Annotated in this window: 19 protein-coding genes; 10 read left to right on the top strand and 9 right to left on the bottom strand. The window is 51.7% G+C overall.

What is annotated here, in order from left to right:
• The 7 genes from NY07_RS03955 (at position 1) to NY07_RS03925 (ending at position 14,289) form a co-directional block, all read left to right on the top strand.
• Positions 1-990, top strand: coding sequence for a DUF58 domain-containing protein (locus tag NY07_RS03955; protein ID WP_033538061.1), 990 nt, complete (start codon positions 1-3; stop codon positions 988-990).
• Complete coding sequence (locus NY07_RS03950) at positions 980-3,049, top strand: transglutaminase family protein (protein WP_033538060.1); 2,070 nt, start codon at positions 980-982, stop codon at positions 3,047-3,049. Before NY07_RS03955 ends, NY07_RS03950 begins: the two co-directional genes overlap by 11 nt.
• 129 nt (positions 3,050-3,178) lie before the next feature.
• Positions 3,179-6,670: an exodeoxyribonuclease V subunit gamma gene (gene recC, locus NY07_RS03945; protein WP_033538059.1), complete on the top strand. Its 3,492-nt coding sequence runs from the start codon at positions 3,179-3,181 to the stop codon at positions 6,668-6,670.
• A gap of 1 nt (position 6,671) precedes the next feature.
• Positions 6,672-10,268 (top strand): exodeoxyribonuclease V subunit beta, encoded by a 3,597-nt coding sequence (recB, locus tag NY07_RS03940; protein WP_052125483.1) that lies wholly within the window; start codon positions 6,672-6,674, stop codon positions 10,266-10,268.
• Positions 10,265-12,217 (top strand): exodeoxyribonuclease V subunit alpha, encoded by a 1,953-nt coding sequence (recD, locus tag NY07_RS03935; protein WP_033538058.1) that lies wholly within the window; start codon positions 10,265-10,267, stop codon positions 12,215-12,217. Before recB ends, recD begins: the two co-directional genes overlap by 4 nt.
• A complete protein-coding gene (locus NY07_RS03930) occupies positions 12,214-13,143 on the top strand; it encodes a hypothetical protein (protein WP_033538057.1) in 930 nt (309 codons plus the stop codon). The genes recD and NY07_RS03930 overlap by 4 nt, the downstream gene beginning before the upstream one ends.
• A gap of 141 nt (positions 13,144-13,284) precedes the next feature.
• Entirely contained in the window at positions 13,285-14,289 is a 1,005-nt protein-coding gene (locus NY07_RS03925) for a D-alanine--D-alanine ligase (RefSeq protein ID WP_033538056.1), read from the top strand.
• A gap of 76 nt (positions 14,290-14,365) precedes the next feature.
• On the opposite strand, the gene NY07_RS03920 is transcribed toward NY07_RS03925, so the two are convergent.
• The 3 genes from NY07_RS03920 to NY07_RS03910 form a co-directional block, all read right to left on the bottom strand.
• Positions 14,366-14,803, bottom strand: a complete 438-nt coding sequence (locus NY07_RS03920) for an Hsp20 family protein (RefSeq protein WP_033538055.1) — start codon at positions 14,801-14,803, stop codon at positions 14,366-14,368.
• A 399-nt stretch (positions 14,804-15,202) separates the two neighbouring features.
• Entirely contained in the window at positions 15,203-16,906 is a 1,704-nt protein-coding gene (gene ushA, locus NY07_RS03915) for a bifunctional UDP-sugar hydrolase/5'-nucleotidase UshA (RefSeq protein WP_033538217.1), read from the bottom strand.
• A 548-nt stretch (positions 16,907-17,454) separates the two neighbouring features.
• Complete coding sequence (locus NY07_RS03910; protein WP_033538054.1) at positions 17,455-18,129, bottom strand: alpha/beta hydrolase; 675 nt, start codon at positions 18,127-18,129, stop codon at positions 17,455-17,457.
• Between the two features lie 169 nt (positions 18,130-18,298).
• On the opposite strand from NY07_RS03910, the gene NY07_RS03905 reads away from it, so the two are divergent.
• The gene (locus tag NY07_RS03905) at positions 18,299-19,303 is read left to right on the top strand and encodes a glutathione S-transferase family protein (RefSeq protein ID WP_033538053.1); all 1,005 of its coding nucleotides are present in this window, start codon (positions 18,299-18,301) and stop codon (positions 19,301-19,303) included.
• Between the two features lie 31 nt (positions 19,304-19,334).
• On the opposite strand, the gene NY07_RS03900 is transcribed toward NY07_RS03905, so the two are convergent.
• From NY07_RS03900 to NY07_RS03885, 4 genes are all read right to left on the bottom strand, one after another.
• Entirely contained in the window at positions 19,335-19,562 is a 228-nt protein-coding gene (locus tag NY07_RS03900) for a DUF3389 family protein (protein ID WP_033538052.1), read from the bottom strand.
• Positions 19,563-19,632: 70 nt separating this feature from the next.
• Positions 19,633-20,115, bottom strand: coding sequence for an FKBP-type peptidyl-prolyl cis-trans isomerase (locus NY07_RS03895; RefSeq protein WP_033538051.1), 483 nt, complete (start codon positions 20,113-20,115; stop codon positions 19,633-19,635).
• Positions 20,116-20,189: 74 nt separating this feature from the next.
• Complete coding sequence (locus NY07_RS03890) at positions 20,190-21,062, bottom strand: WYL domain-containing protein (RefSeq protein ID WP_033538050.1); 873 nt, start codon at positions 21,060-21,062, stop codon at positions 20,190-20,192.
• 111 nt (positions 21,063-21,173) lie between these two features.
• Positions 21,174-22,361, bottom strand: a complete 1,188-nt coding sequence (locus tag NY07_RS03885; protein ID WP_033538216.1) for a lytic murein transglycosylase — start codon at positions 22,359-22,361, stop codon at positions 21,174-21,176.
• A gap of 256 nt (positions 22,362-22,617) precedes the next feature.
• Here NY07_RS03885 and NY07_RS03880 point away from each other — a divergent pair, with 256 nt between their 5' ends.
• Complete coding sequence (locus tag NY07_RS03880; protein ID WP_033538049.1) at positions 22,618-22,977, top strand: DUF2750 domain-containing protein; 360 nt, start codon at positions 22,618-22,620, stop codon at positions 22,975-22,977.
• 45 nt (positions 22,978-23,022) lie between these two features.
• Entirely contained in the window at positions 23,023-23,670 is a 648-nt protein-coding gene (locus NY07_RS03875) for a hypothetical protein (RefSeq protein WP_033538048.1), read from the top strand.
• Here NY07_RS03875 and NY07_RS03870 read toward each other — a convergent pair.
• Both NY07_RS03870 and NY07_RS03865 read right to left on the bottom strand, forming a co-directional pair.
• Positions 23,667-24,608 carry a chemotaxis protein CheV gene (locus NY07_RS03870; protein ID WP_033538047.1) on the bottom strand — a complete coding sequence of 314 codons (942 nt, stop codon included), beginning with the start codon at positions 24,606-24,608 and terminating at the stop codon, positions 23,667-23,669. The genes NY07_RS03875 and NY07_RS03870 overlap by 4 nt on opposite strands.
• 111 nt (positions 24,609-24,719) lie before the next feature.
• Entirely contained in the window at positions 24,720-26,231 is a 1,512-nt protein-coding gene (locus tag NY07_RS03865; RefSeq protein ID WP_235363891.1) for a mechanosensitive ion channel family protein, read from the bottom strand.
• Positions 26,232-26,714: the final 483 nt, after the last annotated feature.

Genomic DNA, 26,714 nt, shown 5'->3' with positions numbered 1-26,714 from the left:
ATGACAAGCTTAGCGACAGGTCACGGACGATGGAGACAATGGTGGCAAGCCTGGATAGACAGGCGTTTACCAGCCAGTCGGCGCGTCACCTTGGCCCATAGAAGTATCTTTATCCTGCCGACGGGCTTCGGCCTCTTCTGGCTACTGTTTGTGATATTGCTGTTTCTGTTTGGCACCAACTATCAAAATAACTTGGTGATCGGCCTCTCTATCTTGCTCCTCAGCCTATTCAATACCTGCATCATCTACAGCTATCGCAACCTTGCCGGCATGAAACTGGAAGCCAAAGTGGGACCGGAAGCCTACGCAGGTGAGAGGTTACTCTACCCTGTATTACTCAGTGCCAAACAGGTGCAACATCAGGTGATTCTCAGTTATGAGGAGCAATCGCCGCAAATCATCACGCGCGTCAACGGCAAAACCCAAGAAGCCCTAATCCCCTTAGCCAATGATCGCAGAGGTTGGGTCGACCCAGGCAGGCTCAAAGTCGAGAGCCGTTATCCCTTGGGGTTATGCCGCGCCTGGTCCTATGTGGATCTTGCCAATGCCCAGATCGCCTTTGCCCATCCAAAACCGGGCAAGATTGCGCTCAGCGCCGAGCAAGCCGGAGACAATGACGATCACAAGGATCAGGGCAAATGCGTGGTGGGAGTCGATGAGTTTCGCGGCCTGAAACCCTTCGTCACCGGTGAGTCGCTTAATCAAATCGCCTGGAAACAGCTGGCTCAGGGGCGCGGCATGCTGACCAAGGAGTTTGAACAGCCCCAAAGCGCGCCGCAATGGCTGGTACTGGATGACACGGCGCCACTGGAGGAACAACTTAGCCAACTAACCTGGACGGTGGACCGTTTATTTGCAAAAGGGCAAATATACGGTCTCAAATTGCCCGGTAAAACCATAGCACCGGCAGGTGGCGAGCAGCACAGACGCTTGGTACTCAGTACTTTGGCGGTCTACCCACAGGTGTTGGAGCACTCCCATGACAGATAAACAGGGAGAGATCATAGGTCGTCAAAGCCTGCTCTGGCTGCTACTCGTCAATCTCAGTGTATTGGCGCCCCTCTATGACAAGATGACCCCTTGGAGCATGGCGATCTGCGCTATCTGCCTCGTCTGGCGAGTGGGGATCTTTACCGGCAAGGTGGCAAAACCGCCCCGCTATCTGGTGACCGGACTGGCGATTGCCTCCGCAGTCACCTTGGCCTTGGTCACGGCTCAGATAGGCATATTAAACGGTTTGATCAATCTGCTTATCTTAGGCTATGCCCTTAAATATATTGAGATGCGCGATCGACGTGACGTGCGCGCCGTAGTGCTGGTCGGCTTCTTCCTGATTGCCGTGACCTTGATCGAAAAACAAAGCCTCTGGTTCACCCTACAACTGGCCTTAGTCGCTACCATCAATATCTGTGTCTTGGTGAGCCTCTATCTGGACAGCACCTCGATCAAACGCACAGCAAGCTTAGGCGCTAAGATAATGCTACAAAGCCTACCGCTGGCGATCATCTTGTTTATGGTGCTACCAAGATTGCCACCACTCTGGTTAGTGCCCAATCCCAAAAACGCGACGACCGGCCTGTCTGACGAGCTCTCCTTTGGCGATATAAGCAAGCTGACACGCTCGAGCGCCCTGGCCTATCGTGTCAGTTTCGATGGCAGCCGCCCGGCAAACAATCAGCTCTATTGGCGCGCCTTGGTGCTGGATCAATACGACGGTAAAACCTGGACTCAGGATCCCGAGATCAAAGCCCTGCAACGCTTACGCAGAGTATCCAGTTTTCGCCCTCAACCCGCTGGCGAACCGATCCGCTATGAAGTGATTGCCGAGCCTAGCTATCAAAACTGGCTCTTTGGCTTGGATCTGGCCTACAGCAAGGACAATGATATTCTCGAGCTGCCCGATGGACGACTCTACGCCAAATCGCCCCTAAGCCAGAAGTATCAATACCGGGTCGCCTCCTATCCTGAAGCCACGCTCGATAATGAGCTCACACCAAGGCTTAGAGCGCGAAACCTTGAGTTACCGCCTGACAGTAACCCAAGAGCCTCAGACCTGGGTCGCCAGCTTGCAAAGGATTACCCGAATCCTGAGCAGCGACTCAACGCCATCATGACCCTGTTTAATCGGTCACCATTTTTCTACACCTTAGAGCCGCCACAAGTCGGCCCCCAGCAGATAGATGATTTTCTGTTTGAGAATCGCGCCGGCTTCTGCGTCCATTACGCCAGCGCCATGGTGTTCCTGGCGCGCCAATCCGGGCTGCCCGCCCGCATGGTCACAGGCTATCAAGGCGGCGAATGGAATCAGGCAGCAGGCTACCTCAGCATCTATCAATATATGGCCCATGCCTGGGTTGAAGTATGGCTCGATGGCAAAGGCTGGCGACGATACGATCCCACGGCGATGATCGCCCAAGAACGAGTAGATGACGGGTTTGACGCCTTCTTTAATGGCGAACAAAGCTATCTTATCAATAATCCATTTAGTAGTTTGCGACTGCGCCAATACCCGCTGCTCAACAATCTCAGAATGTCGCTCGCCAGCATAGATTATTACTGGAGCAAATGGGTATTGGGCTTCGATGAAGAGCGACAAAACCAGCTGCTCAAGAATCTTTTGGGCGAGATCAGCGCGACTAAACTGGCAATATTTGTAATTGCCGCCTTTGGGGTGATCGCCCTGTTTATCGCCTATAGCGTCGGGTTACTGGATTTTAGCCGCCACCGCGATCCACTGGTGGCCGGTTTTGAACAGATAAGTCGTATGCTGGCCAAGCGCGGATTAGCCAAACAGACAGGCGAGTCGGTCGATGCCTACCAAGCCCGGGTGTTTGAAACCCTGCCGCAACTCACAGAGCCGATGACACGCTATACCCAGGGCTATATGACCCTCAAGTACCGTGCCCCTTCCCCTAAGGCAAGCAAGCAGCTTAAACGTCAATTGAAAAAAGATCTGCGCAAGCTAAAGCTTGCCATCGTCAGGCTGAAGGCAAATCCAGACGATATTAGCCCAACTGCAGATGCTGACAAACTAAGCCAAAGTCATTGAATTAGTGTAAAAAACAAACGTAGAATGGGCACTTGTTCAAATTTAATCCCCTAGAGGGTCACCAGGATTGGCGTTCATCAACAGATGCCCTAGAATGGCGGCATCGCAACGAAATGGATAAGTTACCTCATGCTGTATTTGGTTCAATCAAATCGAATGGAGTCTTTGGCCAAACTGCTGGCATCTGAGCTGCAAACTCCCCCCGCAGGCCAGTCGCCGCTGAGCAATGAGCAGATCTTAGTCCAGAGTCCCGGCATGTCCACCTGGCTTAGATTAGCGGTCGCCGAACGCAATCAGATTGCCGCGGCGCTGGAATTTCCGCTGCCTTCGAGCTTTATCTGGCAACTGTGTCATCAACTGCTGGACGATGTGCCCAAAGAAAACGCCTTTACCAAGCCTGCCATGACCTGGAAATTGATGGAGCTACTGCCAGGGCTGTTACATCAAGAGGTGTTTGCCCCCTTAGCCCATTACCTACAAGATGATGCCATTTTGCAGGACAAACAAGCGCCCCATTCGCTTAAGTTATATCAGCTCTGCGGCCAGATAGCCGATATCTTTGACCAATATCTGGTCTACCGACCAGACTGGATCTTGGCCTGGGAACAGGGGCTAGACACCCTGCCACCATCGGAGCGAGCGCTTGATCCCGCTCAGCGCTGGCAAAGTGTGTTGTGGCGAGCCTTAATCGAACATAACCACCACAGCCTGGGATTGAGTCGCTACCACAGGGCTAACCTGCATCAGGCGCTGTTCGACGCTCTTGACGATCCCCAGTGCGACCTCAGTAAGCTGCCAAGGCGTCTGTTTGTCTTTGGGATCTCCTCGATGGCGCCACAGACGCTGGAAGTTCTCTATTTTCTGGCAAAACGTATCGATGTGATCATGCTAAGTCTCAGCCCTTGCCAACACTATTGGGGCGATATCGTCGATCCTAAATTGCGCGCACGTATGGCGCTGCAATATGGTGATAAACAACAACTCGCCATCGACTGGGAAAGCAAGCTAGAGGTAGGTAACCCACTGCTGGCCAACAACGGTAAGATGGGCCGTGAACTGCTGGACCTCATTTTAGAGTTACCGGAAAACGACACCAACTTTAACTTCGATTGCTATCAAGATCCCGGCAGCGATACCCTGCTGCACGGCATTCAACGCGATATCCTCGAATTAACCACTCGCGGTGAAGTGATGGGGCCAGATGCCGACTTGTATCTGACCACCAGCGGCAGACGCCTGCTGAGCCCGGCAGACAGATCGCTGACACTGCGAAGCTGTCACAGTCCGCTACGAGAGCTTGAGACCTTACACGATCATCTGCTGGACCTCCTGTCTCAATCGGAAGGCCTCTCGCCCAAAGATATAGTGATCATGATGCCTGACGTTGCGGCCTACGCCCCCTATATCGACGCAGTATTTGCCTCGAAACGAGGTGACCACTATATCCCCTACGCCATTGCCGATCGCGGCGCAGCGCAAGAATCACCACTGATCAATAGCTTCTTGCACCTGCTGGGGCTCAATCAGAGTCGCTTCGCCCTCACCGATATCTTAGGAATTCTCGAAGTGCCCGCGGTGATGCGTCGCTTCCAGTTGGATGATGATGAGTTGCTGCTTATTCGCCGCTGGCTAGAGCAAGCGGGCGTGCGCTGGGGCAGGGATAAGCAATCGCGAACCGCCCAGCAACTGCCGCCCTTTGAGCAAAACTCCTGGGCATTTGGCATTAAACGCCTGATCTTAGGCTATAGCTTTATCGATGATGCGCCAATCTATCACGGCAGCCTGGCCTTGCCAGGCGTAGAAGGACAAGCGGCCCAGGCCTTGGGCAAGCTGCTTAACTTTATCGAAGCGATCGACGAATTTAACCAGGCGTTGTCAGCACACTGCCCGCTCGAGCAGCGGATTAGTCAGCTACAACAGCTGGTGGAAACCTTCTATGAGTGCGTCGATGATGAGCTTAATCAACAGCAGGAGCTGTTACAGGCGATAAGCCGTCTAAAAGAGGAGTTGCAATCGACCCATTACCAGAGCGAGCTGGCACTGGAGGTGATGCAAAACTGGTTTACTCGCCAGCTGACCGAGTCGCGCGTGGGCCAGCGCTACCTGGCCGGTAGTGTCAATTTCTGTACTCTTATGCCGATGCGATCAATCCCCTTCAAGGTGGTGTGTCTCCTCGGAATGAATGATGGCGTCTATCCCAGGGTGCAGCATCCGGTCGGATTCGACTTAGTGGCGCAGCAAGGGCCACGCAAGGGGGACAGATCCCGCCGCCTCGATGACAGATACCTCTTCCTAGAGGCGCTGCTATCGGCAAGACAGCAACTCTACATCAGCTATATCGGCCATAGCGAGCGCGACAATAGCGAGCGTATCCCCTCTATGTTGGTCTCCGAGTTGGTCGAATATTGCCAGCTTTGTTATCTGCCGAGTGCCATGGCTTCCATGCAAGATGAGCCGAGCCCCGATATCGAGCGCATAGAGAAGGCAATTGCAGAGCAGCTCATCATACAGCAACCCCTGCAGCCCTTCGATGAGCGCCTCTATAGCAGCGAGCCACAGGGTGACGCCAGCAGGCTCAGCCAGAGCTTTAGCCAGCAGTGGTGCCCACAAAGCACGCTGCCCAAAGAGGATGACGCCAAGGCAACGGCACCTGCCAAGTTCATTAGCCAGCCACTGGCGCTGACTGAGGACAAAAATGAGGCGCTGGAGCTGTCGGCCCTTATTCGCTTTTATCGCAATCCGGCGCAATATTTTTTCAATCGCACCCTTAAGCTCGATCTTAACCTCAACATACAAGCCGATGAGAACGATGAGCCCTTTTCCCTCAACGCCCTGTCACGCTATCAGTTGCAGTCTCATTTGATCGACGATGCCATCAAGACGGGGCAAGAAAGACCATCGCCTGAATTGCTCAGCCGCCTGAGGCTATCGGGACAGCTCCCCCTGGCACCTTTTGACGATCTCCTGCTGGCCCAGTATCAGCATGACATTCGCGCCGTAGTCGGTCGCACCCTCTACCTACAAGGTGAACAGACCCATACTCAAGACATCGACCTCAACCTAAGGGATAAGGCGAGCACGCAACTGGTTGGTCGAATCGATGGTCTGTCGGCCAAGGGGCTGGTGAACTATCGCCCGGGTACGGCCAACGCGCGGGATCTTATCCGCGTCTATCTGCGTCATCTGTGCCTTAACGCCAATGAACCTGGCGCGCACACCACGCCGTGGCAGCGTCACAGCTATCTGTTAGACATAGGTCACTTCCATGCCTTTGCACCAATCACCCCAGAGCAGGCGTTAAACCAACTTTCCCTCTGGGTTGACTACTATCACCAGGGCCTGAATAACCCCTTGTGTTTTCTGCCACGAACCGCCTTTGCCTATGTGGAAGCCGAGGGCGAGCACAGCGATAAGCTTAGCGCCGCCCAGTCCCAATGGCTTGATGAACAGGCAAGCTTGGGAGAAGGGCTTGAGCCCCATTATCAGCGCCTGTTTAGCTTTCCCGATGACTTTAGCGAAGCCGAGTTCGGCGCCTTAGCCCATGGTTTGCTCTCCCCCTTGCAGAGTCTTTATCACAAGGCGCCGCTGAGCGAACTGGCCGATTTTGTGGAGGGCCAATAAGATGGCGACCCAGACACTCGATACCCTGACACTGCCTCTGAAGCAGGTCCGCCTGATTGAGGCCAGCGCCGGTACGGGGAAGACCTATACCATCGCCGGGCTTTATGTGCGTTTATTATTGGGCGATAGCCAACGAGCCCCCCTGAGCTGCGAGCAGATCTTGGTGGTGACCTTTACCAACGCCGCCACCCAGGAACTCAGGGATCGCATACGCAAGAAGATCCAACTGGCCTACCGCGCCTTTCTGGGCATGGAGGTGGATGATCCACTAATCAACACACTCTATCGAGACGCCGAGCCCGAGGCGCGCAGTCAGGCGCTCAAACGATTGGATCTGGCGCTAAAATCCCTGGATGAAGCCGCCATCTTTACTATCCATGGTTTCTGTCAGCGGATCTTGGCCGATATGGCCTTTGAATCGTCATTGTTGTTTGAATCTGAATTTACCTTAGATGACAGCGAGTACCTGCACCATGCGGTGCGTGATTTCTGGCGTGAAGCCTGCTATCCGCTGCCTAGCTATCTGGCGCAGATCATCGCCAACAAGTTTGGCGATCCCGACGGACTGACCAAACAGCTCAGGCCATTGCTGGGTGCCAACCAGGCCAGCGTTAAAGCGCCGCCAAGTGCCTTCGGTCAGGTGGCCGAGAGCTTGAGTCAAAGTCTTGCTCGGCTGCGCCTTATTTGGCCAAGAGAGCGTGACGCCACATTGGCGTTGCTTAAGGCCTTGCCGCTCAATGGCACCCGCTTTGGTAAGAAAGACCAGGGTTACCCTAAGCTCGAGGCGATGTTTACCCAAATGGATAACTGGGCGGCACAGCCACTGAGCCTGCCAGACCCTAAGTTACTCGGCAACCTGGCGCTAGACGGATTAAAACTGAATAAGGGCGGCGAGATCCCATCGGCTCAGGAGGCACCACTACTTGACCACATCGCCCGGCTCAGTGAACGGGTTGAGGATCTGGTGCCCAGTTTTCTCTATGGCGCCAGAGACGGTATTCAGGCAAGGTTTGCCGCCCAGAAACAGCGTAAAAATCTGCGCACCCCAGACGATCTGCTGATCGCCTTGGCCGATGCCTTAAGTGAGCCGCGCGATCCGGAGCAGCTGCTAGCACAGGCGATTGCCAAGCGTTTCCCGATTGCGCTTATAGACGAGTTTCAAGATACCGACCCTCTCCAATATCAAATTTTTAGTCGCATCTATCAGGGTAAGCAGCCAGACAATAGCGAACTAGGCCTGTTAATGATTGGCGATCCCAAGCAGGCAATCTACGCCTTTCGCGGCGCCGATATTCACACCTATATTCATGCCCGGGGGCAGACGCCTCACCATTACAGCCTGGACACCAACTACCGCTCAAGCAGCAATATGATAGCGGCGGTCAATCAGCTGTTTTCCCGGCATCAAGATCCCTTTATCAGCCAGGCGATCCCCTTTGAGATCATCAAGCCCTCTCCCATGGCCGCAGACAAATGCCTGATTGAGGCCGCCCCTCAAAGTGCGGCCTTGCGGCTGAAGCTGTTGAGCGAAAACCCTGAGAGCGGACTCAATAAGGCCACGGCTCGCAGTCAACTTGCCGCAGATGCGGCCAATGAGATCGCCAGGCTGTTAAATGAGGCCCAGCGTGGTGAGTGTCTCAAGCAAGATAAGCCCCTTAAGGCAAAAGATATTGCTGTTCTGGTGCGCGATCGCAACGAAGCGGCCTATATCAAATCGGCCTTGAGTGAGCGTGGCATAGGCGCAGTGTTCCTCAGCCGTGATAGCGTATTTGATACCCTAGAGGCCAAAGAACTGGCTTTGGTGCTCTTGGCCGTGGCGAATCCCAAAGACGAGCGAGCGCTGCGCAGCGCCATGGCGACTCGTCTGCTGGGCTATGATGCCCAGGCGATCCATGCCTTTAACCAAGATGAGGATACGCGCCAGCAACTGCTGGAAGCCTTCGACAACCTGCATCACACCTGGCTTAAGCGCGGCGTCATGCCCTGCTTGATGGCGCTCGCCGCCGATACCCGCCTAATAGAGCGCCTACTGGCGGATCAAGATGGACAGCGGCGCCTAACTGACTTCAGGCACCTTGGTGAACTGCTACAGCAGAAAGCCAGCGAGCTCGATGGCATCAGCGCCCTGCTCAACTGGTATCAGCAGACACTTATTGAGATCAACAGCTCCGAAGAGGCGCAGTTGAGACTTGAGAGCGAACAGAATCTGGTTCAGATAGTCACTATCCATAAGAGCAAGGGGCTCGAATATCCGGTATGTTTTCTGCCTTTCATCAGCCTGGCGCGCGACAACCGCCGCCGGCCAGCGCCTATGCTCTACCATGAGCAGGAGGAGCTTATCTGGGATATCACCCAGAGCGATGAGGGCTGGGAAAAATATAAGGCGGAAAATCTCGCCGAAGATCTACGCCTTCTCTATGTGGCGCTCACGCGTCCAGTGCTGGCCTGTTACCTCTACATCGCTAACCATTCGCGTTTCACTAAGCGCGACGGGATCACCAGCCAGCTGTGTGAAACTGCCGTAGGTTACCTGCTCGGCATAGAAAACAAAGCCTGTGAGTTTGCCGATATTCAAGCGGCGGCTACCAGTTTGGTGAGTGACGCGATATCCGTGTGTTCGGTGGACACAGAGCAAGCCCTGCTAAGTTTTATCCCCAGCCAGAAGACGCAGGCCGGCCCGTTGATGGCGAGAACCTTGACTCGACCCAGCGAGATCCCCTGGCGAGTCGGCAGCTACTCAGGCCTGGTAAAACATGCCGCTCATGAGCAAGTGCATCCCGGCATGGGGGATGAAGCCTTTCCCGAGCTTGAGCAGATCAGCACCGATGACCCAGGCGAGTTAACGCGCTTCAACTTCGAGCGCGGCGCCAATGCCGGTAGTTTTCTTCACTGGGTACTGGAGCAGATAGACTTCACCGAGGCCGAAGCCGACCTTGGCACAGAGCTGCCTAAGGCGATAGAGCGCTATGGCATCGATGAGCAGTATCTGCCGGTGCTCGAGCACTGGTATCTCGATCTGCTCGGCGCGCCGCTGGATAATGAGGGGCTTTGCCTTGCCAAGCTTGCTCCACAGCAAAAACTGGTCGAGATGGAATTTTACATGCCCATCGGTGAGTTACAGGCCCAGGCCTTAAACTCATTGCTCAAGCAATATGGTTATAGCGCTGCGCTCAATTTTGACACGCTGCAAGGCATGCTTAAGGGCTTTATCGACTTGACCTTTGAATATCAAGGCCGCTTCTTTATCGCCGACTACAAATCTAACCACTTAGGGGATCACTTGCTCGCCTATGATCAAATCGCCATGCAAAGGGCTATCGCCGCGCATCACTATGATCTGCAGTACATCATCTATAGTCTGGCGCTGCACCGCTACCTGAAGCTGCGTTTGCCAGACTATCAATACGATCGCGATGTTGGCGGCTGTTACTATCTCTTCCTGCGTGGGATGTCGACGCAATCGCCAGGCAGTGGCGTGTTTTACGATAAGCCGCCGCTAGCGCTTATCCAGGCGCTTGACACCCTGCTCAGCGGTGCGGCCCACACGACGCTTGCCGACACAGCCACAGCGCCCATGCAAACGGAGTTAGATCTATGATCCAGCTATCTCAACCCCTTGAGCAGCTGCTTAAAACGTGGCAACAACAGGGACTGCTCACACCGCTCGACCGCCATTTTGCACTTGAGATGCGGGCCCTGCATCAAGACAGTGACGATCTCTTTACCCTGATCTGCGCCCTGCTGAGTCGCCAATTGTCCCAGCAGCACACCTGTCTGCCTCTGTCGCAGATAGACAGAGACAATCCGTTGCATGAACAGACAGCACAATGCCGCCTGCCCTTGTCTTCGAAAGAGTTGGCTGAGGCTCTTGCGCGGTATCAAGCTATAGGTCTTGCCAGTGATGAGCAGGATAAGCCTTTGATCTTAGATGGCGATCGCCTCTATCTGCAGCGCTACTTTACCTTTGAGATCCAGGTCGCTGAGCGGCTAAAGGCGCTAAGTCAGGCCATTGAGGTGGATAATCCGGAGCAGGTTACCGAGATTCTCAATATCTTATTTCAGGGGCAGGCTCAACAGCCCGATTGGCAGAAGATAGCCACTGCCACCGCCTTTAGTCAGAAACTTGCGGTGATCACCGGCGGTCCGGGTACCGGCAAGACCACCACAGTCACCAAACTCCTATTACTGCTCTGCCTGAGTCAGCGCCTCACCATCAAGCTGGTGGCACCAACGGGTAAAGCTGCCGCGCGCTTAAGTGAATCAATAAAGGCCTCTAAAGCAAGGTTGGCCCATGAGTTAGCCCCCTATGGTGAGCAACTGGATCTGGCTCAGCTCACTCAGGTGCCGGAAGAAGCCTCGACACTACACAGATTGCTGGGGGTGATCCCAGGCTCGCACCAGTTTAGACATCATAAGGATAACCCGCTGCGGCTGGATCTCTTGATCCTCGATGAAGCCTCCATGGTGGATCTGCCTATGATGCACAAACTGCTCGATGCCCTGCCTCCACATGCCAGATTGATCCTGCTAGGCGATCAAGACCAGTTAGCTTCGGTCGAAGCGGGCGCCGTGCTGGCCGATATCTGCGCCGGACTCAAACAGAGCGATGGCCAAACCAGCGCCTGGCGCATGCGATACTCGCGCACTAAGGCCCAGTTACTCAGCCAACTCAGCGGCGAGGATCTCAGCGATTATATTGATGAAGAGCCCGCCCTTGGCGACAGCCTGGCCATGCTGCAGCACAGCCACAGATTCAAAGGTGATGCAGGCATAGGCCAGCTTGCAGGCGCCGTCAATCGCCAGGATCTTCAGGGCGTACTCAAGGTGTGGCAGGCGGGCTATCAGGAGTTAAGCTGGCTGGAACATCAGGTATCACCACAGGGGAATGCCGGTCTCAAGGCGCTAATGCAGCAAAGTGTTGCGCAGTACGGTCAGTATCTCACTCTGCTGAATCGACTAAGTGCTGAGACAACAGAAGATGACTATCAGGCCGTTGAGATCATCACCCGCTTTAACGATTACCGTATCCTGTGCGCCATGCGCGCTGGCGAGTATGGTGTCGACGGCATCAATGGCGCTGTCACCCAGGCGCTTGCCGATGCAGGCCTTATTCATCCCCAAAGCGAATTTTATGCCGGCCGACCCGTTATCATTCAGAGCAACGACTATAACCTGGGATTATTTAATGGTGACATTGGGGTGATCCTACCCGATGCCAGCCAACCAGGGCGGCTGATGGCCCACTTTGTTCAGGCCGACGGCAGTCTGCTGAAGGTGTTGCCCGCCCGGCTCCCAAGCCATGAAACCTGCTACGCCATGACGGTGCATAAGAGTCAGGGCAGTGAGTTTCAACAGGTTGCCTTTGTGCTGCCGCCCAAACCCAGTGTTGCTCAGCGCCAGCTACTCACCAAGGAGTTGGTCTATACCGCCATCACCCGCGCCAAAGGCCATTTTACCTGTCTTGGCACTCAATTGGTGTTTGAGCAAGCGTGCCGCCAGGCAACTTTAAGGGCATCAGGGCTAGCGAAAAGGTTATGGCAGGCATGAGCCAAACCCTCTCTAACCTGCTCAATCAACAGACAAGTTCACAGCCCAGGGCGTTAGTCCTGGGAAACGGCATCAACCGTTATCGCGCCAAACACCAAGACGCCGATACCTCAAATCAACCTAAGAGCAACGCTTGGGATGAGATGCTAGTAAGCCTGTGGCGTGCCCACCAGGGCGATGAGGTGGCGCGTGTCCCCAAAGGGATCGCGCTAACCGAGTTTTATGATGCGCTGGATCTCATCAGCAAACGCACAAGCAAACATCTGCAAAAGGAGTTCTGCGATCTGATGGCAAGCTGGCAACCTCAGCGCCAACACCAGCAGATAGTCGCGTGGGCAAAAGCCAAGGAGACGCCGCTGTTGACCACCAACTTTGAAGACACCCTTGCCCGCTCCCACCACCTTAAGCTGCATCATCTGAGCGCTAAAGGCTTTACAGATTTCTACCCCTGGAGCAGCTATTTTGCCCGTGAGCCAATAGACTCACCCACAAAGCAATTTGCCATTTGGCATATCAACGGCATGCAAAGATATGCCCGTAGTGTCCGCCTGGGGCTAAGCCATTACATGGGGTCGGTCGACCGAGCCAGGGATATTTTGCACCAAGGGCATCTCGGTGGCGGCTTTAAAAAGACGCTGCAGGATAACTGGCGCGGCAATACCACCTGGCTCAACATACTGCTGCATAATGAGTTAATCTTTATCGGTTTGGGACTAGAGAGCGATGAGATCTTTCTGCGTTGGCTACTGATTGAGCGCGCCAAGCTGTATAAAGCCTATCCCGAGCGGCGGTGTAACGCCTATTTTGTCTATGCTGGTGAGCCTATCTCTCAAGGTCAGCAGTTGTTTCTTGAGGCTGTCGGTGTGACTGTGCTGCAGCAGGCGAATTATGACGCCCTCTACGAGGCGCCATGGCACATTCTTTAAGGTGGCGAAAGCCCTGATTTCGACCATAAAATGCCCGGTCAGACATTAAGCTTTCTTTAAGGAGCATCCAAGGCTTGCATAAAAAAATTAGCGCGTCATAGTGAGCATGGAAAACGATACTGAGTCGAATACGGAGACCCGATGAATCCGATTAATCTTTTGCTTTTATGTGGCGGTGGCGGCGACGAACACGCGATCTCACTGCTATCGGCAGACTACTTCGAGACCTCTCTGGCAAAACTGTCTCATCTTAATGTGCTGCGCGTCGAACTCGATGACAAGGGACAATACCAGACCAAGTCCGGCCAGCGCTGTGAACTCACTAACCGCCGTGAGATCCGTTTTGAAGATGAGAGCCAAGCACACTGGCCCGTCGACTATGTGATCCCTTGCATTCATGGTTATCCCGGTGAGACGGGCGATATTCAGTCATACTTCGAGCTGATCAATCTGCCCTATTTCGGCTGTGACGCCGAAGGATCACGCAACTGCTTCAACAAGATCACCGCCAAGATGTGGTTTAGCGCGCTGGGGATCCCTAACACCCCTTACCTCTTCCTGAATCAACTGGATGAGCAAGCAATTGCCCAAACCACTGATGCCCTGGTTAAGTGGGGCTCTGTCTTTATTAAGGCGGCCTCCCAAGGCTCCTCTGTGGGCTGTTATCGGGTCGATGATGCAGAGCAAATTGCCAGCACCCTGGCCGATGCCTTTCGTTATTCGCCCTATGTCGTGGTCGAAAAAACCATTCAGGCCCGTGAGCTGGAAGTGGCCGTCTATCAATATCGCGGCGAGACCGTTGCCACACTGCCAGGCGAGGTGATCTGCGCCGGCGGCACCTTCTATACCTATGAAGAGAAGTACGCCACCGACAGCAAAGCCACCACTCGGGTAGTTGCCGAGGTAAGTGATGAGATAGCCCAGCAGATCCGCGCCTACGCGGTGAAGGTATTCGATGGTATGAAGCTCAGACACCTATCACGTATCGACTTCTTCCTCACCCCAGAAGGCGAGATATTACTCAATGAGATCAACACCTTCCCAGGCCTAACTCCCATCTCCATGTTCCCCAAGATGTTAGCCAATCACGGTGATGATTTTAGCGAATACTTAAACGAGGCGATTTCGACCGGACTCGGTCGATAACTCCTGAAAAAAAGAGTTAGTCATCAAAAAAGGGAGCCTTAGCTCCCTTTTTTATGTGCGATGATGACCGGGCTTATTAGGCGTCTAATAGTCTCGAACTTGAGATCTCTATCTTACGCGGCTTAAGCGCCTCTGGGATCTCGCGCTGCAGGTCGATATTGAGCAAACCATTTTCGAGATCCGCGCCAATCACGGTCACATAGTCGGCCAACTGGAAGGTGCGCTCGAAACCGCGCTCGGCAATGCCCTGGTACAGGTATTTGCGCTCACCCTCCTGCTCGGCCTTGGTGCCTTTGACCACCAGCTTGTCGCCTTCGCTGGTAATGTCTAATTCTTCCATCGCAAAGCCAGCTACCGCCATGGTAATACGATAGCGATTCTCGCTCAGCAACTCGATGTTGTATGGGGGATAACCGGAATTACCCTTGTTCGATGCAGCATGCTCGGCAAGCTGGGCTAAACGATCGAATCCAATGGCACTGCGGTATAAAGGGGTTAAATCATAATTACGCATAAGTATATCCTTGTATTAAGCAATATAGTGGTTTGTGGCCAACCATGAATCTCTTGATTCTGTCGCGCCGTAAGTAACCTCTCCCGGCAGCCCTAAGGCACTGCCATTAACGGATGAAACTCACATCCTGGGGTCAGTCAGGAACCTCATCGAGCGTCCCATACTCACTATATGTGGACAGGTGATTTTGTTTTCAAGTAAGAAATTTAAAAAAGTTTGTCACGCGAAAAAACATGACGAGTTGAACTAGGCTAATGGATTAAATAAATAGCCTTGTAAAGCAGGCAAGATGAATAAATCAGATGGGAGACAAAGCACAATAAATAGATCCTAGCCAAACAAATAGTAGGCATAAAAAAAGGCAGCCCTGAGGCTGCCCTTTATGTGTCTTAACCCTGCTTATTGCGCAGTGATCTGACAACCTTCAACACTTTCAGAGTTTTCGTAAACGATATCGCCTACTGGGTTGAAGTCGGCTGCGACGATAGTGCCTGCATCCTTAAAGAAGGTATACAGTACTTCGGCATCAACATAACCGGTTTGAACTGGGTTTAGCTTAGGATAGCCATCACCGCCTGCTGCGTTATAGCTAGGCACTGTCATAGTGTAAGAGCCCGTTGCGCTGTACTCTTTACCGTTAACTTCGCTGATAGCCACTGTCTTAGCCGCACAGTCAACTGTCATCTTAACGCCTGTGATCTGAGCGTAAGCACCCGCGCCAATCTGTAAGCTAGCCACTTCACCTAGGTAAGCGCTGAGCTCTTCACCTGTCATAGTGCTTAGGGTCACCATGTTACCGAAAGGCTGTACTGTCAGTACGTCACGGTAAGAGATATCACCCGCTTCAATTGATGCACGTACACCACCTGAGTTCATCACGCCCACATCGGCGGCAACCTTAGTACGCTGTGCATCGGCGATTAGACGGCCCAGGTTAGTCTGCATGAAACGAACGTTTGCACGCTCACCATCGAGCAAACCATCGGTCGAAGCAATCACTTCATCCAGTTGGCCTTGACCACGCTCTTGATAGTAAGAAAGCATCTCTTTCAGCGCCGCATCTGGCTCAATGGCTTCACCTACCAGTACTTTAGTCTCGTTACCTTGCTCATCTTTGACTTTCTTCACTAGGTTAACAGGTACCAATTTGTAGTTAGCCAGGTGCAGTTCACCGTTGAAGTACTCAAAATCGGCACGGCCAACATACTTACCCCACTCGTGAGCCTGCATGATGTAGGTACCGTTTTGCTGATCAGGAGCACACTCATCACCTGGTGTAAAGTCAGCATATTCGCTGCCTTCCATACAAACTGGGTTTTGAGAGTGACCACCGATCACCGCCTGAAGCTGGCCTTGCTCAAGCGCCTTAGCCAGAGCCACATCGCCAGGGGCGTTGCTGCCGTGTTCGCCGTTGGCATAGTGACCCATATGAGTGGTTGCGAAGATTAGATCAGCAGCCTTAGCGTCTTTGATCTCTTTGATAACTTTCGCGATCTCTTCTTTGGGATCCGTGAATGTAAGACCTGAGATAAATTCTGGGTTACCCAGCTTAGCCGTGTCTTCTGTGGTTAAACCGATAACGGCAATCTTAACGCCATTAACGTCGAATACTTTATAAGGCTCAAAATAGCGAGTGCCATCTTCTTTGTAGATGTTAGCCGCGAGCATTGGGAAGTTAGCGATAGAACGCTGTGAATCCAGTACCGCCAGTGGGTTATCGAATTCGTGGTTACCAACTGCCATGGCATCATAACCGATGTCGTTCATGCCGAGGAAATCTGGCAATGCGTCTTGCAGATCTGACTCAGGCACACCAGTGTTAATATCACCACCAGAAAGTAGCAGTGTTTCGCCGCCGTTGGCTTCTACTTCGGCGCGGATCTGATCGATCAACGTCTTACGTGCTGCCATACCATATTCACCGTCTCTGTTTTCCCAGAAACGACCGTGGTTATCATTGGTATGCAGTACGGTAAATTTAGTGCAGGCACTACCGGCTTCAGCACATGTTGTTGGCGCCTTGTCATCATCGCTGCTATTACAACCAGCAAGTGCTGCTAATACAGCCGTCGCGACTAATCCTTTTAAAAGCTTATTTGTCATTACATCAACCCCTAGATTATCTTTTTTATTAACCATCATATTTTTTGATAGCGAACGTCATAATCTCGCCGCGAAATATAATATCAAACAATATCTAGGGATTGTGGCATTTTTATGAACAAACATAGGGCATATGTTTATTTTAAAAGCATTTTACACCACTTATTGTTTCGCATTTAGAACAGCATAGATATTAACTACAGGCTTCTGTCACCCATTAAAACGCACACAATAAAGTATTTATTATCTATTTTATTAACTTGCCATTAAATTAAAAAAAGTCGCCATACTCCCGTAATAAGAACAAGCCAGACCGAATCTAGATCACAAAACCACTAAAAACTTCACACCAGATCAACGTTACCTAAAGCAGATAAAGATAATACAGACAGTTTTGGTCACTTTTGCGACCGAAAATCGCTAAATGACGCCCAAATGTTAACCCAGCGTTACACGGAAATGGGTTAAAAAGTCAGCCTCATCTCTGACGTGATATAGCTCACATTAAAAAGGCGCCATAGGCGCCTACTAGGTTGGAACTACTGAGACTATTCAGCCAAACGCGCCGTAAGCCACTGACCAATATCCTGTAATTGATTCGGCAGTACACTATGACCCATAGCGTAGGTCTGCCACTGACTCTGATAACCCGCCTTTGAAATCAACTCAAAGGCCGCACGTCCGGCAGCCACAGGCACCACCTCATCTTGCTCGCCATGTTGTTGTAACAGCGGTGTCTGGCGATTAGCCTCACTTAAGTTGTCCGGCATGGCATTACCTGTAGGCAGATAGCAGGAAAGCGCCATGATCCCGGCCAGGCGCTGCGGATACCTCAGGCCGGTAAACAGGCTCATCACCCCACCCTGGCTAAAACCAGCAAGCACAATCTTATCGGCAGGAATGCCGGTTGCAATCTGCTCATCAATCAAGGCGGCAATCGAGGCTTCAGAGGTTAGTACACCGGGCATATCGGCGCGGTTGTCCATATCCATCCCCTTGATGTCATACCAGGCAGGCATTACATAGCCTTGATTGATCGTGACAGGCATGCTGGGGGCATGGGGAAAGATAAAGCGCACACCGAGTTCATCAGGCAGGCCGAGCAAAGGCACAACCGGCGCAAAGCCCGCGCCAGAATCGCCGAGGCCATGTAACCAGATAACGCAAGCACGGCATTGCTCTTGAGGTTCGATAGTGATCCGCTCTAACGGCTGTTGAGACATAGGGTTTCCTTTATTGGTCACTCAAAATTGTCGCCGATCATAACAGGAAGCCTCTGACCACCCAACTATTCGATAAAGTCGAAGATAAACCTGAGATTTCTGTGTTTTTTATCTCATATATTGACTGCTAGACTGATGGTTAAGCTAACAAGAGAAGAGGCATTAGGAGATGGGTTTACTACAAGAAGGCCAATGGGTCGACAAATGGTATGACACAGACAAAACAAAGGGCGAGTTTGTCAGAGAGGATTCCGCCTTTCGCCGCTGGGTAAAGGCGCCAACGCCACAAGATCCTGAGCCAGAATTTAAAGCCGAGTCTGGACGCTATCATCTCTATGTGTCGCTCGCCTGCCCTTGGGCCCACAGAACCCTTATCTTTCGCGAGCTCAAATCCTTGCAAGCCCATATCGGCGTCACGGTTGTCGAGCCCCATATGTTACAAAATGGCTGGGAATTTAGTGGCCCTAACCAAAGCGAGCAAGCCAATCATATAGAAGGTAGTGAGATCGACAGACTCAATGGCAAAGACTATCTATACCAGATCTACCAGCTGGCAAAGCCAGACTATAGCGGCCGAGTCACTGTGCCCGTATTGTGGGATAAGCAGCGTCAAACCATCGTCAGTAACGAATCGGCGGAGATCATCCGCATGTTTAACAGCGCCTTTAACGAGATCACAGGCAATCACTTGGATTTCTATCCAGAGCCGCTCAGGCAGGAAATTGATGAGTTAAATGACTGGATCTACGACAAAATCAACAATGGTGTATACCGTGCCGGCTTCGCTACGACTCAAGCGGCTTACCAGCAGGCGTTTGATGAACTCTTTAAAGCATTAGATAAACTAGAAACTCGCCTGAGTACGCAGCGCTATCTCACGGGCGACAGACTGACCGAAGCCGACTGGCGCCTGTTTACCACCCTGGTGCGATTCGACGCCGTCTATGTTGGCCACTTTAAGACCAATCGCAACCGTATCAGCGATATGCCCGCGCTGCAGGATTATCTCAAGGCCTTATACCAGCATGAAGGGGTCGCCAAAACGGTTAATTTCGAACATATCAAGCAGCATTACTACTACAGCCATGGGCAGATAAATCCAACCCGTATCGTCCCTGTTGGCCCAGAGCTCGCTCTGGACACGCCCCATAGCAGAGGTGATAGCGCGAGCTAAACCTGCGCTGTGCCAATCTTTGTCTCGGTGCTCAGCTTATCGCCACACCGAGGCAATCGGCCACCTCGGCCAGCTGCTCTGGCCCATCCAGAGTGAGGTGCCATCGCACTGCACCCGCATCGGCAACCATTATATGACCCGAACTCAGTAAGCGTACATCGTCGGCCATGGCATAGAGGCTGGCGCCTGATGCACTCAACTTAACCAACACCTCTTGGGGCGACACAATAAGTCGGCCGCCGGAAAATTCGATGACCACTTAGGCCTCCTTTGAGATACAAAAAGACCCAGGGTAACCCGGGCCTTATACTGACTATCTTGGGATCACCTTAGTGGTGATGGCCGCCGACGCCGTGAGCGTGGCCATGGGCGATCTCTTCCGCTGTTGCTTCACGCGCATCAAGGATCTCAAGATCAAAAGTCAACTCGCGGCCCGCCAGTGGATGATTGATATCCACTGTCGCCATAAACTTACCCACCTTAAGTACAGTTACCTGACGCTGACCCTGATCTGTGCTGATAATGGCGCGCATACCCGGCTTCCAGGTTTTCGCCCCTTGCAGATGCTTAATCGATACACGTTGCTCGCCGTCTTCATTACGAACGCCATAGGTCTCTTCCGGCGGCAGGGTAACAGAAAACTTCTCTCCGATGGCTTTGCCTTCGATCGCCTTCTCGACGCCAGGCATCATGTTGTCATGTCCATGCAGGTAAGCAATGGGATCCAGTCCTTCATTGGTTTCCAGTACTTCACCTGCTTCATCGCGTAAGGTGTAGTTAAACTGCACAACCATATCGTCTTTAATGCTCATCAAGCGTCCTTAGTTAGTCTCTTTTCTGATGTGGGCGAGAGCTTAGCAAAACTTACTCTCAGGCGCTATGCCTGTTAGCTTTTACCACCCGGCACTATGGCCAGATGTTCAATTTCCCTCAATATCTGGTGATTTTTCAGCGCCAGTTGACACACACCGCCGCGGATTTGATGCTGGGCAGAGCAATCTACGCTCCATTGACGCAGCAGATAACCGGCAAGCGCCGCGCGGCAGCTGAGCACAAGTTCGCCGTCACTCATCTGATAATCGAGCGCTATCGCCTCAGGGTGGCTCAGGCTAGGATGGGGGATCAACACCAAACTCACCAGCTTCTGCCAATAGGCATCCTTGTCTTGCAGCTCATGATCGAAAGGTTCTGTCTGGCTTTCACTCACCGCCTTGAAGCGGGTAACGACAAAATCAGTAAACACCTGGTGGGTGCGGTCAAAACAGCGTACATGCCAGCGCTGGCCATTGTTGACTAAGGTATGGGGGACTAACTCGCGCTGGGTTTCACCTGACGAAACTGACACATAAGTCACGGCAACCGCCTGCTTATGGGCAATCGCCCGCATCACGGCAGCAATGATATTGGTATCGGGGTGAATCAACTGTACCGCATCTAAACAAACGCTGCTGGGCGTCACCGGATGGGACAGACCGTCACCAAAGCCATTAGCCAGGCCATGAAGAATGGCCTCAGGATCATGGTCGAACAGCGGCGTAAACTCGTTGCGTCTATGATAGCGCTTAGTCTGATGGACCAGCTCCATGTTGTTTGGCGCCAGCTCACGGTAGCTAGCAAAATCACGCGTAGCCGCTGCGAGGCCGGTCGCAAATTTGGCGATCAGATCCTGGCGCGAGACCTGACCGAAATATTGCAAACTAAAATCGATAAACGCCAACCGTTGCCTTTGGGCAAACGACAAACTCTCCATTGCATCCATGTCACTACCTTTAATGCTTAATCTGAGCGCCTAAGTATTTAATCGATAGCGCCCCTCAAAAGCACTTAAGCTAGTGCAAAAGCCAAACAGATGCAATCATTATGGTTAGTCCTACTTTATCCCCAAGGCGCTGAAGGTATCGTCGCTCGGAAAACCATCGGCCACCAGACCGACACTTCGCTGAAAAGCCTGCAAACCAGCGCGCGAGTTAACGCCGAGCACTCCATCAGGCTTACCGACATCGAAGCCCTTCTCGTTCAGTTTTTCCTGTAATAGCTTAAGCTTAGCGCGGCTGATATTGTCATGTTTTGGCGGCGCGATATGCAAAGGCGCGGCCCCATTGATGCGATCGGCTAAATGACCCACGGCGATGGCGTAAAACTCAGAGCGGTTCCAACGCATGATCACATCGAAGTTATCATAACCTAAGAATGCCGGTCCGCTATGACCTGCGGGCAAGTAGAGCGCCGCCTGCATATCGGGCGTCGACAATGCCTTACCGCTCACCTGAGTCAGGCCTAACTCGGCCCAGGTGGTTAGACTCTGTTTATCGTTTCGTCCAAGGTGGCGAAAATCATACCCTTTAGGCAGCAACACCTCCCGGCCCCAACGTTCGTTGCGAGCCCAGCCCAGCTGATTTAAGAAGTTCGCCGCCGAGGATAATGCATCTTGAGTGCTGTTAAACAGATCCGCCTTGCCGTCGCCATCGGCATCGACTGCATATTTAGCATAAGCCGAGGGCATAAACTGGGTGTGACCCATGGCGCCCGCCCATGAGCCTTGCATCTGCTCATTATCAAACTGATAAGCTTCTTTAAGCTTTAACGCCTGAATCAACTCACCAGTAAAATAATCACTCCGTCTGGGATCGCAGGCTAAGGTGGTGAGAGAATCGATCACCGGCATCTTACCCTTGTATGAACCAAAGTTGGTTTCCAGGCCCCAGAAGGCCACCAGATACTGTGGAGGAATGCCATATTCCTGCTTGAGTTTACTAAGCAAAGGCCCGTGCTCCTTAAGCAGACGTCGCCCCTCTTTCACTCGCCAATCCGTGACCCGTTTTGAAAAGTAGTTATCAAAAGTCTGGCTAAACTCAGGCTGCTTCTTATCCAGTTCAATCACCCGGGCAACATACTTCACCTTGCCCAGCGAACTCTCCACCGTTGCCTGAGACACACCTGCGGCCAAGGCTTTCTCTTTAAGCGCCACCACACAGGTATCAAAATCTTGGGCAAGCGCAGTAGCACTGTGTAAGCCGGTCGCGAATAGGAGAGAGGCATAGGTGAGTAATTTTTTCAAAATAGAGACTCCACGAAAAACGGCTAAAAGAATAAGAAACTTAATGATCTGCAGCCAGCAAAAAATCAGAACCATTGCCAGACATAATAACGACTCGAGTCACTTATGCTAAATGATTTATGATTAATTATTCGAACTTAGACCAGTTCAACGAGTAAGCGGGCAAATAGTGGCCAGCCCGGCTCAGGTATCGCTTGGCTCAAGATGCACATCGCGTATAATGGGCTCGTTTTTTATCCTTTCTAAGAGATCTAGCATGACTGACAACAATCCCGTTTTAGCAAGCTTTATTGAAAACGTAAAAGAGCAGCAAGCCGTTTGGGGCCTTCAGGATGAGACTGGCGAAGGTTGGGTCGTGTGTGACTCATCAGAGTATGAAGAAACTGATGTGATGCCGCTGTGGTCAAGCGAAGCACAAGCCAAAGTGCACTGCACCGAAGAATGGCAAGATTATCAGCCTGCTCCTATCGTACTGGAAGAGTTGCTAGAATACTGGATCCAAGATCTTCACGACGATGGCGTTTTAGTGGGCGTTGATTGGGTAGCCGAACAAGAGTGTCTGGAACTGGATCCTATTACCCTGGCTAAATGCCTGGTAGACATAGAGCAAGAGTAAATCTTGACGTCTCTGTTTATCCCAGCGGCAGATAAGGCATAACCCTTGTCTGCCGGCTATCCCCTGATCGACATCCCGTTTGACAAGCGCCATACCTGCTGGTTTTGCGCCGAGCCCTGCGATCGTCAGTTTCATTATCAAGCCCTGGCACACTGCCCTCACCCTTCGCTGGCTGTACCCGCCTGTAAAGAATGCCAACTGATCGCCAACAAGAATCCACTGACCTCTATCTGGGATTGCCATAGCGCCGTCAAAGATGAGTTGATGCAACGCTACGCCAAACATCTGGCCATAGGCGAAAACTGGACCAAAGAGGAGCTAGAGGAGGCAGACTTTACCTGTAAGGTATTTGAAGGCTTTAAGAAAAGTGCTTGGTTTATGTATGAGGTCGCCAAAACGCGGGTGAGTTATGTGCCCTGGCCCATTAGCCTAAACGGAGTTCTGCTAGAAGATAGCAAGTATAGCACTGACTTCGAATTCGATGGTATGCACTATAGCTCGCTCTCCAAGGCAATAACCCACTACGCCAAGATGTTAGGCTTAGATAAGGCTTTCCTGACCGAGTTGGTAGCTGCCGTTGGTCGTCAGCGATTTGGCTATGCGGTGCGCGTCGCCAGAATCAATATCGTCGCCACACAGGCTGTAAAACGTCAGGTGATTAACGATATCCTGGCCGAACAAGTCGCCGATTAAGACAACTGACTCCTAAGTCGCTCTTGCACTACGCCGACTAAGAGATCTGGCTGGAACTTAGAGATAAAGCGATCGCAACCCACTTTTTCCACCATGGCATTGTTAAAACTGCCACTAAGAGATGTGTTGAGGGTAATAAAAAGGTCCGCCATACGCTTATCGCTGCGCACCTCATAGGTAAGGCGGTAACCGTCCATCTCTGGCATTTCGGCGTCGGTGATCAACATTAAGATCTCTTGATTGATATCACGGCCCTCATCACACCAACGTTTTAGTAAATTCAGTGCCTGCAAACCGTCTGACGTTTCGATCACTTCGATGCCGAGCGGCGCCAGTGTATCCTTGACCTGGCGACGCGCCGTGGATGAATCATCGGCGATCAGTATCTTGCGGCCCATCATCTTATCGACAAGGGATTCATCTAGCACACCTTCTGAGATGGCGATATCGTAATGCACTATCTCCGCCAGTACCTTTTCCACATCTATGATAGAGACCAAGCGTGTCATACCATCCTGCTCTACCTTAGTGATTGCAGTAAGATAATTGTGACTGCCTGTGCTTCTTGGCGGCGGCATGATGTCGCTCCAGGTCATATTAATAATATGATCCACCTTACCCACCATAAAGCCCTGCACGCTTCGGTTGTATTCGGTAATAATAAGATTGGCTTCCTGATCATCCCCCATAGGTTGAAAGCCGATGGCACAGCGAAGATCGATAACGGGAATGGAGGTACCGCGAATATTGGCCACCCCTTTAATGCTAGGATGACTGCCCGGCAGAGCGCTTAGCTTAGGCAGCTTGACCACTTCTTTGACCTTAAACACGTTAATTGCAAACAACTGGGTCGCATTGATCCGAAACAGAAGCAGCTCGAGACGATTCTCGCCAACTAATTGGGTCCGCTGGTCGACACTCTCTAGCACTTTAGCCATAACACTCTCACTACACCTTTAATCCAAATGACGTGAAACGCCACATAATTATAGCCATAATCACCATATTTAGTGGCGACATCAAGCCGCCAGATCACAGCTTTAACAAGTTTATTGATTATTCAAGGCAACTGGGGCAACCGGAACAATACGAGAGCCATTTTTCACCACTATATCCATGATTTTTAAATGTAACTCTTCTGATGCCAACTGAAAGGTGGGAAAGCTCTTAGTGCCGATATAGGCCAGTACATTGAGCTGCAAACCGTGCAACCCAAAGCCCTTAAAAGTCACCCTAAGGGGCTCTTTCATCACCAGCTCATGGGCTTCGAGCATCTCTTTAATCTCAGCAACAATCGCCTTTAGCTGCGCCGATGTGGTCATGGCATAATCCAGGCGCACATCTGCCTTGAAGCGTATCTTCTCGCGCTGGGAGATGTTTTCAATCTCCATTTCCACCAGTTTGGCATTGGGCACATGGATCAAGGTTCTGTCTAAGGTCCTTATCTGAGTGCAACGCAGACCAATCTCTTCAACTGTGCCACTTATCTTACCGAACTTACACAGGTTACCCACCTTAATGGGCGCCGCCGAATAGAGGGTTATAGTACCGATAAAGTTCTCAATCGACTGCTTAGAGGCCAGCGCGATAGCAATACCACCTATTCCCATGCCCGCTATGATGGCACTGGCATTAAAACCTAAATGCTCTAACCATAAGAGCACCGCCATCACGGAAAAGATCACTCTGATAAAATTAGTTAGTGGACGTAGGAGTGACGCCGCCTGATCTTTGCCTTGGGCTTTCCAGCGCTTCTTTAAGCCCTGGTGCAAAATCCCCATACCACTCCATCCAAGCCAGATGATAGATGACACCAACAAAAACCCAGTATCTAACAACTCCACCGCAGCAGGGGAAATACTACTGTGGGCGCCCCAAATTCTCACCAGTATCACCGCCAGCAACAAGCGTAATGGGCCGGCAACAATGTAGGCAAACTCCTCTTTAAGCTCATATTTGGTCATCAAAATGACTTTTTTCACCAACCAAGTCACTGGAATGGTGACCATAAATGCAGCGATAAGATAGCTTGTTAACAGGCACCACTCCCAAAGATGCACGTTAAACCATCGCCCTTCAGGAATATGATTCACGAACCATTCAGCCACAGGACCATAACCCAGGTTTTGGTAGAGTTCAGGTACCTTTGCCACGGTCGCGTTGGAGACTTTCCAGATAGAACCGTCATCCCCTGGTACCCGCTGCAGGTAGAGTGAGACCTTGTCGCTTTGTAGCTCTACCCGACCAAAGAGATCACGATAGGAAGGTAGTTGATCATTATCCTGTCCTTGGGGCGCGTCACTTATCTGGCTAAGATCCAACCAAATATTTCGCTCAATGATCACCTGTAACTGCTTAGCATAATCGGGGCCTTTCTTCGCCGACATGCCTTCTGGTAGATAACGTAGATCTAAATACTCAGCAGCCTTTTCATAATCTTGCTCATACGCCGCCTCCATAAAACCTTCGAGCGTGCCCCTGGGAGTGTCCCGTTGCAAACTATCTTTATAGGCATAATGGTCTATCGTAGCGACATCATTGCTCTGGCGACTATCGGCCACAGCCACCTCATTTAATGCTCCAATCAGACTATCAGGCGCCGCGCACCATGCGGAGCCGACGGTGAAGCTCAAAACAGAAATTAACAGCCAAACAACCAAGCGCATCCTAGCCCCCTAAATTGTCAACAAGCGCTTATAAATACTAGCATTTATACTTTATCTCAACAGCAGAAACCTACGCCTTGTTTCAGCAAAATGCCAACGATATCTGCAGAAAACAGCCCCTAACTGATTAAAGATTGACAAGTGAGCCAGCTACTCTATAATGGCTCGTTCTGTAGCTCCCAGCTCTGCCTTATTGCATCGTTAGACCTCAAGTCATCGCATCCAACAAATTGCAGTCATCTCGTCACACTATTGTCATTTATTGATGATTTACTGTGGCTAGTCTAGTGGTAACTCATTGATCCCGCCGATTTAATCTCGGCGTAGTTGAAGTCAATCACTTGATTATTTGAATTAAGCTGGGTAGTCTCAGAAAGG

The sequence above is a fragment of the Shewanella sp. ECSMB14101 genome, assembly GCF_000773485.1.
GTDB lineage: Bacteria > Pseudomonadota > Gammaproteobacteria > Enterobacterales > Shewanellaceae > Shewanella > Shewanella marisflavi.
The sequence above is the reverse complement of the archived record's forward strand: the minus strand, read 5'-3'. Positions and strand labels throughout refer to the sequence as shown.